This is a genomic window from Isoptericola hypogeus (assembly GCF_039531145.1).
Taxonomy (GTDB): Bacteria; Actinomycetota; Actinomycetes; order Actinomycetales; family Cellulomonadaceae; genus Isoptericola; species Isoptericola hypogeus.
The window spans coordinates 143,805-156,718 of the sequence record NZ_BAAAPM010000003.1 but is presented as its reverse complement, the minus strand read 5'-3'; the positions used below and the strand labels follow the sequence as shown (position 1 = coordinate 156,718).

Annotated in this window: 10 protein-coding genes; all 10 read left to right on the top strand. The window is 71.8% G+C overall.

What is annotated here, in order from left to right:
• Nucleotides 1-37 precede the first annotated feature (37 nt).
• The 10 genes from ABD254_RS03050 (at nucleotide 38) to ABD254_RS03005 (ending at nucleotide 12,897) form a co-directional block, all read left to right on the top strand.
• Nucleotides 38-979: an ABC transporter ATP-binding protein gene (locus ABD254_RS03050; RefSeq protein WP_344245542.1), complete on the top strand. Its 942-nt coding sequence runs from the start codon at nucleotides 38-40 to the stop codon at nucleotides 977-979.
• Complete coding sequence (locus ABD254_RS03045) at nucleotides 976-1,785, top strand: ABC transporter ATP-binding protein (protein WP_344245540.1); 810 nt, start codon at nucleotides 976-978, stop codon at nucleotides 1,783-1,785. Before ABD254_RS03050 ends, ABD254_RS03045 begins: the two co-directional genes overlap by 4 nt.
• Nucleotides 1,786-2,005: 220 nt before the next feature.
• A complete protein-coding gene (locus ABD254_RS03040) occupies nucleotides 2,006-3,631 on the top strand; it encodes a peptide ABC transporter substrate-binding protein (protein WP_344245538.1) in 1,626 nt (541 codons plus the stop codon).
• A gap of 251 nt (nucleotides 3,632-3,882) precedes the next feature.
• A complete protein-coding gene (locus tag ABD254_RS03035) occupies nucleotides 3,883-4,809 on the top strand; it encodes an ABC transporter permease (RefSeq protein ID WP_344245536.1) in 927 nt (308 codons plus the stop codon).
• On the top strand, nucleotides 4,802-5,779 hold the full coding sequence (locus tag ABD254_RS03030; protein WP_344245534.1) for an ABC transporter permease: 978 nt from the start codon (nucleotides 4,802-4,804) through the stop codon (nucleotides 5,777-5,779). Before ABD254_RS03035 ends, ABD254_RS03030 begins: the two co-directional genes overlap by 8 nt.
• Nucleotides 5,776-7,545 carry a dipeptide ABC transporter ATP-binding protein gene (locus tag ABD254_RS03025; RefSeq protein WP_344245532.1) on the top strand — a complete coding sequence of 590 codons (1,770 nt, stop codon included), beginning with the start codon at nucleotides 5,776-5,778 and terminating at the stop codon, nucleotides 7,543-7,545. Before ABD254_RS03030 ends, ABD254_RS03025 begins: the two co-directional genes overlap by 4 nt.
• Before the next feature lie 106 nt (nucleotides 7,546-7,651).
• Nucleotides 7,652-9,409, top strand: coding sequence for a BCCT family transporter (locus ABD254_RS03020; protein ID WP_344245530.1), 1,758 nt, complete (start codon nucleotides 7,652-7,654; stop codon nucleotides 9,407-9,409).
• A gap of 56 nt (nucleotides 9,410-9,465) precedes the next feature.
• Entirely contained in the window at nucleotides 9,466-11,376 is a 1,911-nt protein-coding gene (gene typA, locus ABD254_RS03015; protein ID WP_344245528.1) for a translational GTPase TypA, read from the top strand.
• 4 nt (nucleotides 11,377-11,380) lie between these two features.
• Nucleotides 11,381-12,415, top strand: a complete 1,035-nt coding sequence (locus tag ABD254_RS03010; protein ID WP_344245526.1) for a PIG-L family deacetylase — start codon at nucleotides 11,381-11,383, stop codon at nucleotides 12,413-12,415.
• The gene (locus tag ABD254_RS03005) at nucleotides 12,412-12,897 is read left to right on the top strand and encodes a DUF6113 family protein (RefSeq protein ID WP_344245524.1); all 486 of its coding nucleotides are present in this window, start codon (nucleotides 12,412-12,414) and stop codon (nucleotides 12,895-12,897) included. Before ABD254_RS03010 ends, ABD254_RS03005 begins: the two co-directional genes overlap by 4 nt.
• The last annotated feature ends 17 nt before the right edge of the window (nucleotides 12,898-12,914 follow it).

Sequence of the window (12,914 nt, the reverse complement as noted above, 5' to 3'; positions counted from 1 at the left end):
GGCAGGCCAAGGGGCAGGCGGAGATGGAGGGAACGAGATGATCGACACGGACGAGCGGGCCGGCGTCGCCGGCCGGACCGAGGGGCGGGACGCCGACGAGATCCGGTGCCGCGGGCTGGTGCGGATCTTCGCCACGGACGGGATCGAGGTCCAGGCCCTGCAGGGCCTGGACCTGGGCGTCGGGAGGTCCGAGCTCGTCGCCGTCGTCGGGGCGTCCGGCTCGGGCAAGTCGACGCTGCTCAACATCCTGTCGGGGATGGACACACCGACCGCCGGGTCGGCGGTCGTGGCGGGCACAGACCTCCTGACGATGTCGCCGCGCGACCGCGTGCGCTACCAGCGGTCGACGGTCGGCTTCGTGTGGCAGCAGACCTCCCGCAACCTGCTGCCCTACCTGACGGCGGCGGAGAACGTGCGGCTGCCGCTGGAGATCTCGCGCGCCGGCGCGCGGGCCGGAGCCCGGGCGCGCCGCGACGCCCGCGTCGCGGAGCTGCTCGACCTGCTCGAGGTGTCGGCCGTCGCCGAGCGGCGCCCCGACCAGATGTCCGGCGGGCAGCAGCAGCGGGTCGCCATCGCGGTCGCGATGGCGGGCGGCCCGCGGGTGCTGCTCGCCGACGAGCCCACCGGCGAGCTCGACGAGGCCACGAGCGTCGAGGTGCTGGAGGCGCTGCGGGCGGTCAACGAGGCCACCGGCGTCACGACGCTGCTCGTCACGCACGACCCGACCGTCTCGGAGCACGTCGCCCGCACGGTGCAGATCCGCGACGGGCGGACGTCGACCGAGGTGCTGCGGCGCGTCGAGGTGGACTCCGACGGTGCGCAGCGGCACGTCGCCGAGGAGTTCGCGGTCCTCGACCGGGTGGGACGGCTGCAGCTGCCGTCGGACTTCGTCGAGGCGCTGGACCTGCGCGAGCGGGTGCGGCTCGCGCTCGAACCCGACCGCGTCGAGGTGCGCCCGGACCGGACGGAGGAGCGATGACGGTCGGAGCGGGCACGGGAGCGGGCACGGGAGCGAGCGCCGGGCCGGACGGCGTCCGGACGCGGTCGCGCGGGGGAGCCGTCGCGCTGCGGGCCCACGGCGTCTCGCGGGTCTTCGGCACGGGGGCGGGCGAGGTGCACGCCCTCGTCGACGTCTCGGTCGAGGTGGCGGCGGGCGAGCTCGTCGTGGTGGTGGGCCCCTCGGGCTCCGGCAAGTCGACGCTGCTCCACGTCCTGGGCGGGCTGGACCGCCCCACGTCGGGGCAGGTCTGGCTCGACCCGGCTCCGGGCGCCGGCGCGGACGGCCAGGGTGTCGGACCCGACCCCGGTCCCGGCCGCGAGCTCTCGGCGATGACGGAGGACGAGCTGCACGCGGTGCGCCGCGAGGAGATCGGGTTCGTCTTCCAGTCGTTCGGCCTGGTCCCCGTCCTGTCGGCGGCGGAGAACGTGGAGGTGCCGCTGCGTCTCGCGCGCACGGGCGCCGCGGACCGGGCCCGCCGGGTCGCCGCGGCGCTGGCCGCCGTCGGCCTGGCCGAGCACGCCGAGCAGCGGCCGTACGAGCTGTCCGGCGGGCAGCAACAGCGGGTGGGCATCGCCCGGGCGCTCGTCGCGCAGCCGCGGGTGCTGCTGGCCGACGAGCCGACCGGTCAGCTGGACTCAGCGACCGCGGTCGTCGTCATGGACCTGGTGCGCGAGCTGGTGCACTCCCGTGGCGTCGCGGCGGTCGTCACGACCCACGACCCGGAGCTCGTGGCCCGGGCAGACCGGGTGCTCGTGCTGCGCGACGGGCGGCTCGCGCCGGCCTGAGGCGGACGGCGGGGACACCGCCCGCGGGGCCCGCATGGTGTCCCCGAGGTTGCGTCCAGATACCGGAATGGTCACGGTTCCGGGTACAAAGGGGACCAAGGGGATGACCCGGGGCCTGTTCGTGATTAGGCTCACGGCGCACAGTGCAGTGCGCGCGGACACGCGCCTGCCCCTCGTCGCGGGGAGACCCGACGGCGAGCGACCAACTCAGGAGGACCACGTGACACCTCGACGACGACTTGCAGGCATCGGGGCCTTCACCCTGGCTTCGGCCCTGCTGCTGTCCGCATGCGGCGGCGGCTCCGGTGAGGACCCCGAGGCCACCGAAGACACCGGTGCGAGCACCGGCATCGTCACCGTGAGCAACGGTGAGCCGCAGAACCCGCTCATCCCCACGATGACCAACGAGACCAACGGGTCGCAGGTCATCACCAGCCTCTTCGCCGGCCTGGTGTACTACGACGCCGACGGCGTGCCGCAGAACGAGATGGCCGAGTCCATCGAGTCGGACGACAACCAGACCTGGACCATCACCATCAAGGACGGCTGGCAGTTCACCGACGGCACCCCCGTCACCGCGCAGAGCTACGTCGACGCGTGGAACTACGGCGCCAAGCTGTCGAACGCGCAGAACCTGTCCTACTTCTTCGAGCCGATCGAGGGCTTCTCCTACGAGAAGGACTCCGAGCTCACCGGCCTGACGGTCGTGTCGGACACCGAGTTCACAGTCCAGCTCACGCAGCCCGAGTCCGACTTCCCGCTGCGTCTGGGCTACTCCGCGTTCATGCCGCTCCCGGAGGCGTTCTTCGAGGACCCCGAGGCCCTCGGTGAGGCGCCGGTCGGCAACGGCCCGTACATGCTGGACGAGTGGGTGCACAACGAGCAGATCTCCCTGGTCCCGAACCCGGACTACCAGGGCGGGCGCGAGGTGCAGAACGGCGGCGTCGACCTCATCGCGTACACCGAGGAGAACACGGCGTACAACGACCTGCTCGGCGGCGACCTCGACATCGTCAAGAACGTGCCCTCGTCGTCGTTCGCGACGTTCGAGACCGACCTCGGCGAGCGGGCCGTGAACCAGCCCGCGGCCGTCATCCAGGTCATCAACGTGCCGGAGTACCTCAAGGAGTTCCAGGGCGAGGCCGGCACCATGCGTCGCGCGGCGATCTCCATGGCGATCGACCGCGAGACGATTACCGACACCCTCTACAACGGCACCCGCACGCCGGCCAAGGACTTCTCGTCGCCGGTCATCACGGGCTGGACCGAGGAGGTTCCCGGCAACGAGGTCCTCACGTACGACGCGGCCGGGGCGAAGGCGATGTGGGACGAGGCCGAGTCGATGGACCCCGTCGGCGCGGACTTCACGCTCTTCATCGCGTCGAACGCCGACTCCGACCACCAGCCTTGGGTGGACGCGGTCTGCAACAACGTGCGCGACGCGCTCGGGATCGACTGCGAGTTCGACCCGTACGCCACGTTCGACGAGTTCCTCGACGCGCGTGACAACGAGTCGCTCAAGGGGCTCTTCCGCGGTGGCTGGCAGGCCGACTACCCGGCCATGAGCAACTTCCTTGGGCCGATCTACGGCACCGGTGCCGGCTCGAACGACATGGGCTACTCCAACAAGGAGTTCGACGCCAAGATGACCGAGGGCAACGGCGCCGCCACGCCCGAGGAGGCGACCGCCTCCTACATCGAGGCGCAGAGCATCCTGTTCGAGGACGTGCCGGGCATCCCGCTGTGGTACCAGAACGCCACCGGGGGCTACGCGGAGACGGTCGACAACGTCGTCTTCGGCTGGGACAGCGACCCGCTGCTGTACCAGGTCACGAAGTCCGAGTGACGGCTGACTGATCCGGGCGACCGGCTCAGGGCTGGCGGGCGGCATGTCCGCTTGATCCGCCCTGGGCCGGTCGCCCGATTCGGAGGAGGCCGACCGCGTCGGGTACCGTCGCGGTCGCCCACTCGACCTGAGGGGGCGGGGCGTGCCGACGACGCACGCCTCGCCCTCCGACCTTGCCCGGGCAACGAGGCCCGGTCACCATGAACCCGTAGCCCCGGGGACCTCCGGAGCGAACGAGGAGACAATCGACCATGCTCTGGTATCTCGGACGCAGGCTCCTACAGGTGATCCCTGTGTTCCTGGGGGCGACGCTCCTGCTCTACGCGCTGGTGTTCCTGCGGCCCGGTGACCCCGTGGCCGGCCTGGGCGGGGAGCGCGGTCTCTCCGAGGCCGTGCAGGAGCAGATCCGCCAGCAGTACAACCTCGACGAACCGTTCATCGTCCAGTACCTGCTCTTCCTCAAGGGAGTCTTCACGCTGGACTTCGGCGTGGACTTCCGCGGGCAGGAGATCATCGACGTCATCGCGCAGGCGCTGCCGGTGACCTTCCAGCTCGCCATGATGGCGCTCGTCATCGAGGCCGTCTTCGGCATCGGGTTCGGGCTGCTGGCCGGGATCCGCAAGGGCGGCTGGTTCGACGGGACGGTGCTCTTCATGAGCCTCCTCGTCATCGCCGTCCCGACGTTCGTCATGGGCTTCGTGCTGCAGTTCGTGCTCGGCGTGAAGCTCGGGTGGTTCCCCGTGACCGCCGGTCGAGATCCCAGCTTCTACAGCCTGCTGCTACCGGCCATCGTGCTGGCGGCCACCTCGTTCGCCTACGTGGTGCGGCTGACCCGCACGTCCGTCGCGGAGAACCTCAGCGCCGACTACGTGCGCACCGCCCGGGCGAAGGGCTTGCGCCGGTCGCAGGTCACCGGACGCCACGTGCTGCGCAACTCGCTGATCCCCGTCGTGACGTTCCTCGGCGCCGACCTCGGGAACCTCATGGGCGGTGCCATCGTCACCGAGGGCATCTTCAACATCAACGGCGTCGGCGGCACGCTGTACAACGCCATCGTCCGCGGCGAGAACATCACCGTGGTGTCGCTGACGACCGTGCTGGTGATCGTCTACATCGCGGCGAACCTGGTCGTCGACCTGCTCTACGCCGCCCTCGACCCGAGGATCCGCTATGCCTGACAACCGCATCGAGACCGTGCCCGGCGGGCGCCGACCGCGCCCCGGGCAGGAGCACTTCGCCGCAGAGCTCGACGAGGGCGGCCTCGGCGCCGTCGACGCCGTCAAGGTCGACGACAAGCCGTCGAGCATGTGGCGCGACGCCTGGCACGACATGCGCCGCCGGCCCATGTTCTGGGTGTCCGCGGTGATCATCCTCGTGGTCGTCATCGTCGCGGCGTTCCCCGGCTGGTTCACCGACGTCCACCCCCGGTTCGACTGCGAGCTGGCCAAGTCGCTCCAGGGCCCGGAGCCCGGCCACCCGTTCGGCTACGACCGTCAGGGCTGCGACATCTATTCGCGCACCCTCTACGGCGCCCGCGCGTCGGTGCTCGTGGGCGTGATGGCCACCGCGATGGTCGTCGTCATCGGCACCGCGATGGGCTCGATCGCGGGCTACTTCAGCGGTTGGTTCGACGTCATCCTGTCGCGCATCACGGACATCTTCTTCGCCATCCCGCTGGTGCTCGCCGCCATCGTCATCATGTCGATGTCGGAGAACCGCACGAGCTTCACGGTCGCGCTGGTGCTCGCGTCGTTCGGGTGGACGTCGATCGCCCGTATCAGCCGCGGGACGGTGATGTCGGTGAAGAACAACGAGTTCGTCACGGCGGCCCGGTCCCTCGGGATGGGCCGCGGGGGGATCCTCCTCAAGCACGTGCTGCCCAACTCCGCGGCCCCGATCATCGTGTACGCCACGGTGGCGCTGGGCACGTTCATCGTGGCCGAGGCCACGCTGAGCTTCCTCGGCATCGGCCTGCCGCCGAGCGTCGTGTCGTGGGGCGGCGACATCTCGGCCGCCCAGCAGTCGATCCGGCAGGCGCCGCAGATCCTCTTCTACCCGGCCGCGGGCCTCGCTCTGACGGTGCTCGGCTTCATGATGATGGGCGACGTCGTGCGCGACGCCCTCGACCCGAAGGCGCGGAAGCGATGACGACACAGTTCCCTGTCACCGACGGCACGCTGCCGGAGGGCCGGCCGGACGGCGCGACCTACGACGCCGGCACGGACAAGCCGCTGCTCGAGATCAAGGACCTCGAGGTCTCCTTCACCACCCGGGTGGGCGAGGTCAAGGCCGTGCGCGGGGCGAACATCACGGTCTACCCCGGCCAGGCGGTCGCGATCGTCGGCGAGTCCGGCTCCGGCAAGTCCACGACGGCGCACGCGATCATCGACCTGCTGCCCGGCACGGGCAAGGTCACGGGCGGCAGCATCACGTTCGACGGGCGCGACCTCGTCGGGCTGCCGCACACCGAGATCGAGGCCCTGCGCGGGCGCGACATCGGGCTGGTCCCCCAGGACCCGATGTCCAACCTCAACCCGGTGTGGCGCATCGGCACGCAGATCGAGGAGGCCCTCAAGGCCAACGGCTTCGAGGGCGGCAGGGCCGAGCGCAAGGAGCGGGTGGCCGGCCTGCTCGCCGAGGCGGGCCTGCCCGACGCCGAGCGTCGCGCGCGTCAGTACCCGCACGAGTTCTCCGGCGGCATGCGGCAGCGCTCGCTCATCGCGATCGGCCTCGCGGCGCGGCCCAAGCTGCTCATCGCGGACGAGCCGACGTCGGCGCTCGACGTGACCGTGCAGCGGCAGATCCTCGACCACCTCGAGGTGCTGACCCAGGAGCTCGGCTCCGCGGTCCTGTTCATCACGCACGACCTGGGGCTCGCCGCCGAGCGGGCCGAGCACCTGGTCGTGATGTTCAAGGGGCGCGTCGTGGAGTCGGGCCCGGCCCGCCAGATCCTGGCCGACCCGCAGCACCCGTACACGAAGCGACTCGTCGCGTCGGCGCCCTCGCTCGCGTCGCGCCGCATCCAGGTCGCGCACGAGGAGGGCGAGGTCTCCGACGAGCTGCTCGCCCCGGAGCCGGGCGCCGCACCGCAGGGGAAGGCGCGGGGCGGCGACGTCGTGGCCGTGCGCAACCTCACCAAGGTGTTCACGATCCGCGGCGGCCGGCCGGGGGCGTCGACGGACTTCACGGCCGTCGACGACGTCACCTTCTCGCTCAAGCGCGGCCACACCCTCGCGATCGTCGGGGAGTCCGGCTCGGGCAAGTCGACGGCCGCCAACATGGTCCTGGGCCTGCTGGAGCCGACGTCGGGCGTGGTCGAGTTCAACGGCGTCGACGTGGCCGGGCTGTCGCCCAAGGAGCAGTTCGCGTTCCGGCGCAACATCCAGCCCGTCTTCCAGAACCCGTACGGCTCGCTGGACCCGATGTTCTCGATCTTCAGCTCGATCGAGGAGCCCCTGCGGCTGCACCGGGTGGGCACGAAGAAGCAGCGCGAGGCGCGCGTGCGCGAGCTGCTCGACATGGTGTCGCTGCCGGCCTCCACGATGCGCCGCTTCCCGAACGAGCTCTCGGGCGGGCAGCGGCAGCGCATCGCGATCGCGCGCGCCCTGGCGCTGAACCCGGAGATGATCGTCCTCGACGAGGCCGTCTCCGCGCTCGACGTGCTGGTGCAGGCGCAGATCCTCGAGCTGCTCGGCAAGCTGCAGGACGAGCTGGGCCTGTCGTACCTGTTCATCACGCACGACCTCGCGGTGGTCCGGCAGATCGCCGACCAGGTCGTCGTGATGCAGAACGGCAAGGTGGTCGAGCAGGCCACCACCGACGAGGTGTTCGACAGCCCGCGCCAGCAGTACACGCGGGACCTGCTCGCCGCCATCCCTGGCGCGGGCCTGGAGGGCGTCGAGATCGCCAGCTGACGACGCGGGTGGCGGGTACGCCACCGCGAGCAGGGGCCGTCCGGCGGGAGCCGGGCGGCCCCTGTTCCGTTTGCCGCCGCCGCAGGTCGGGGGAAGTGTGATCCTCATGACACAGACCGCGACACGGACCTCGCGCCTGGCCCGCGGCGTGTTCTACCCGGCCGCGGGCATCATCCTGCTCTTCGTGCTGATCGCGGTCGTCGCCCCCGAGGCCATGACGAACGCCATGGGCTGGCTCCAGGCCGAGGTCATCGGCGTCTTCGGCTGGTACTACGTGCTCATCGTGGCCGCCTTCGTCGTCTTCGCGATCTGGATGGGACTGAGCCGGTTCGGCGACATCGTGCTCGGGCCGGACGACGAGGAGCCGGAGTTCAGGCTCCCCGTGTGGTTCTCGATGCTCTTCGCCACCGGTATGGGTATCGGGCTCGTCTACTTCGGCGTCGCGGAGCCGCTGTCGCACTTCGAGTCCCCGAAGCCCGGCGTGACCGGCGACGACCCGTTCCTGGCCCAGGCCGCGATCGGGCAGACGTACCTGCACTGGGGCATCCACGCATGGGCGATCTACGTGGTGGCGGGCCTCGCGCTCGCGTACGCGATCCACCGCAAGGGGCGGCCGGTGTCGATCCGCTGGGCGCTCGAGCCGCTCTTCGGCGACCGGGTCAAGGGCCGGCTGGGGGACGTCATCGACGTCGTCGCCATCATCGGCACCGTGTTCGGCGTGGCGACCTCGCTCGGCTTCGGGGTGCTGCAGGTGTCGAACGGGCTCGAGTTCCTCGGCTGGGTCGACGACGCGTCCATGGCGCTGAAGATCGGCCTCATCGCCGCCATCACGGCCGTCGCGGCGCTGTCGGTCGCGTCGGGCCTCTCCAAGGGCATCAAGTGGCTCTCGAACGGGAACATGGTCCTGGCCGGGGTCGTGCTCGGCGCCGTCTTCGTGCTGGGCCCCACGTTGTTCCTTCTGCGCGAGTGGGTGCAGTCGTTCGGCTACTACTTCTCCAACGTGATCCGGCTGACGTTCGACACGCTGGCGTTCCGGGGGGACGAAGGCCTGGCCTGGGAGTCGAGCTGGACGATCTTCTACTGGGGCTGGTGGATCTCCTGGGCGCCGTTCGTCGGGGTCTTCATCGCGCGCATCTCGCGCGGGCGCACCGTGCGCGAGTTCGTGCTCGGCACGCTCGCCGTGCCGATGGCCGTCACCACGATCTGGTTCAGCGTCTTCGGCGGAGCCGGGCTGAACCAGGAGATGGCCGAGCCCGGCAGCATGCTCGACCCGGCGACGGGGGAGGTGAACACGGACACCGCGATGTTCCAGCTCTTCGACACGCTGCCCGGCGGGGGCGCGTGGCTGTCCGTCGCGGCGATCATCCTGGTCATCGTCTTCTTCGTGACGTCGTCCGACTCCGGCTCCTTCGTCGTCGACATGCTCGCGAACGGCGGCGACCCGAACCCGCCGCTGTGGAGCCGGCTGTTCTGGGCGATCCTCGAGGGTCTGGTCGCGGCGGCCCTGCTCCTGGCCGGCGGCCTCACCGCGCTCCAGACGGCGGCGATCCTCATCGCGCTGCCCTTCTCGCTCGTGCTGATCGGCATGGGCGCGTCGGTCGTCAAGGAGCTGAGCGCCGAGCATCGTGCCATCGTGCGCGCGGAGCGGCGCGCCGCCCGGGCCGAGCTGACCGAGCACGTCACCGAGAAGGTGGCGACGACGCTCGCCGGCCGGTGGGAGAACGTGCTGCCCCCCGCGCCGGGCGCCCTCAGGCTCCGGGTGCCGCGCCGGCGCCCGCGGGAGGGGCCGGGCGCGCCACCGGGCGACGGGGCCGCAGGGTCTGGCGCGTCACAGAACCCGTCGGGGCCTGACTCGTCCGGGTAAGATGGGCGGGCCCCCGATCGTGGGCGCCTCCCTCTTGATGGAAATGAGACTCCTTGATGTCTGTGCGCTCCGACCTGCGCAACGTGGCGATCGTCGCCCACGTCGACCACGGCAAGACCACGCTGGTCGACGCCATGCTGCGGCAGGCCGGCGCCTTCGCGGCGCACCAGCACGTGGACGACCGCGTCATGGACTCCGGCGACCTGGAGCGTGAGAAGGGGATCACGATCCTCGCCAAGAACACCGCGATCCGGTACGCCGGTCCGGCGGCGGGCGAGGTCGGCCGGCCCGACGGCATCACCATCAACGTCATCGACACCCCAGGCCACGCCGACTTCGGCGGCGAGGTCGAGCGCGGCCTGTCGATGGTCGACGGCGTCGTGCTCCTCGTCGACGCCTCGGAGGGCCCGCTGCCCCAGACGCGGTTCGTGCTGCGCAAGGCGCTCGCCGCGAAGCTGCCCGTCATCGTCGTCGTGAACAAGGTCGACCGCCCCGACGCGCGCATCACCGAGGTCGTGGGGGAGACCACCGACCTGCTGCTCGGGCTCGCGAGCGACCTCTCCGACGAGGTGCCCGACCTCGACCTCGACGCCATCCTCGACGTGCCCGTCGTGTACGCGTCGGCCAAGGCCGGCCGCGCGTCGATCGACCAGCCCGCCGACGGCTCGCTGCCGGCGAACGAGGACCTCGAGCCGCTGTTCGCCACCATCCTCGAGAAGATCCCGGCGCCGACGTTCGACGCCGAGATGCCGCTGCAGGCGCACGTCACCAACCTCGACGCGTCGCCGTTCCTCGGCCGCCTCGCGCTGCTGCGCATCTTCAACGGCACCCTGCGCAAGGGCCAGACGGTCGCGTGGGCCCGCCACGACGGCACGCTGTCCAGCGTCCGGATCACCGAGCTGCTCGAGACCAAGGCGCTCGACCGTGTGCCCACGGACGAGGCCGGCCCGGGCGAGATCGTCGCGGTCGCGGGCATCGCCGACATCATGATCGGCGAGACGCTCACCGACGTCGACGACCCGCGTCCGCTGCCGCTCATCACCGTCGACGACCCGGCCATCTCGATGACCGTCGGCATCAACACCTCGCCGCTGGCGGGCAAGGGCGGCAAGGGCCACAAGGTCACCGCGCGGCAGGTCAAGGACCGGCTGGACTCCGAGCTCGTCGGCAACGTCTCGCTCAAGGTGCTGCCCACCGAGCGCCCCGACGCGTGGGAGGTGCAGGGCCGCGGCGAGCTGGCCCTGGCCATCCTCGTCGAGCAGATGCGCCGCGAGGGCTTCGAGCTCACCGTGGGCAAGCCGCAGGTCGTGACCAAGCAGGTCGACGGCAAGCGGCACGAGCCGATGGAGCGCATGACCATCGACGTCCCCGAGGACTACCTCGGCGCCGTCACGCAGCTCCTCGCGCAGCGCAAGGGCCGCATGGAGACCATGAGCAACCACGGCACCGGCTGGGTGCGCATGGAGTTCATGGTCCCGGCCCGCGGCCTCATCGGCTTCCGCACGCAGTTCCTCACGGAGACGCGGGGCACGGGCATCGCGGCGTCGATCTCCGAGGGCTTCGAGCCGTGGCACGGCCCGATCGAGTCGCGCAACACCGGCTCGCTGGTGGCCGACCGCGCGGGCAAGGTGACCCCGTTCGCCATGATCAACCTGCAGGAGCGCGGCTCGTTCTTCGTCGACCCCACGCAGGAGGTCTACGAGGGCATGATCGTCGGCGAGAACTCCCGCAACGAGGACATGGACGTCAACATCACCAAGGAGAAGAAGCTGACGAACATGCGGTCCTCGACCGCCGACAACTTCGAGAACCTGATCCCGCCGCGCCACCTCACGCTCGAGGAGTCGCTCGAGTTCGCGCGCGAGGACGAGTGCGTCGAGGTGACGCCCGAGGTCGTGCGCATCCGCAAGGTCGCGCTCGACGCGACCGAGCGTGCCCGCGCGACCGCCAGGGCCAAGCGCGCCTGACCCGATGACGCAGGCGGCCGGGACGCCGCCGGGGGCGGACACCCCCGGCGGGCTCCTCGCGGTGCACGCGCACCCGGACGACGAGACCCTCGCGACGGGCGCGCTGCTCGCCGCGTGGGCGGCGTCCGGGCAGCGGGTCACCGTCGTGACGTGCTCGCGCGGGGAGCGCGGGGAGGTCATCGACACCCCGGAGCACCCGACCGGGCTGGCGCACCTCGAGGGGGACGGGCCGGCGCTCGCCGCCCACCGCGAGCTCGAGCTCGCCGCGGCGCTCGCCGCGCTCGGCGTCGGCGATCACCGCTTCCTCGACACCGTTCACCTGTCCGACGCCGGGCCCGCCCGGGCCAACCGCGCGTCCGACGGGGTGCGGTACGAGGACTCCGGCATGACGTGGGTGTCCCCGGGCGTCGCCGGGCCGGCCGACGACGCCCCGCCGACGGCGCTGAGCCGGGTGCCGCTGGACGACGCCGCGTCCCGTCTCGCGGCCGTCCTGCGCGACCGGCGGCCGTCGGTCGTCGCGACCTACGAGCCGCGCGGGGGCTACGGCCACCCCGACCACGTGCGCGCGCACGAGGTGACCGTGCGGGCCGTCGAGCTCGCCGCCGACCCCGCCGCACGGGTCCCCGGGGAGCCGTGGCGCGTTCCCGAGCGGTGGGAGGCGGTGGCGCCGGTCTCGGAGGTGCGTGCTGCACGCCGGGCCCTCGCGGACCACGGCGCGGTCCGGGGGCTCGCGGACCGCGTGGGCCTGGAGCTCCCCGACCCCGACGAGCCGCTGCCCCCGGTCGCGAAGGACGACGCCGTGCTCGACGGCGAGCGGCTGGCCCGGGTGGAGGTCTCGCCCGTCCTGGTCCCGGTCCTCGCCGCCATGCGCGCGCACGCCACCCAGGTGCAGCACGCCACCGCCGCGCAGCCCGTCGCCGCGCACCCCCCGGCCGGCGGGCTGCTCGGCTGGTACGCGCTGAGCAACGACGTCCTCGCCCCGATCCTCGCCCACGAGACCTACGTGCGGCGCACGACGCCGGTAGGCTCGCCGCGATGAGCGCCACCGAGCATCCGTCCGCGCGGGTCCCGGGCCCGGACCCCGACGCGCCCGCCGGCCGGGCCCCCGAGGACCGGACCCCCGACGGCCGCGCCCCCGGAGCCGTCGCCGGCGGCCGGGTGCGCTGGCTGCCCCTGGTGGGCCGCACCGTCCTCGCCCTGGCGCTCGGTGCGACGGTCGGCGTGCTGGGCACCGTCGCCCACCGGGCGCAGTGGCAGGACCTCCCGGTCGGCGTCGCGCTCGCGCTCGCCATCACCCTCTCGGCCGCGGTGCTGTGCCGTGCCTGGGCGGGGCTGGGAACGCTCCTCGCCTGCGGCGCCGGGTGGGTCGTCGCGGTGCAGGTGCTGGCGCTCGAGGGCCCGGGCGGGGACGTCCTGGTCCCGGCCCAGCCCGTCGGCCTCGTGTGGACGTACGGCGGGATGGCACTGTTCCTGGTGGCCGCCTTCCTTCCCCGGTCCTGGTTCTCCGAGCGTCCCGGCTGATCCCGCGCCGCCCGGAT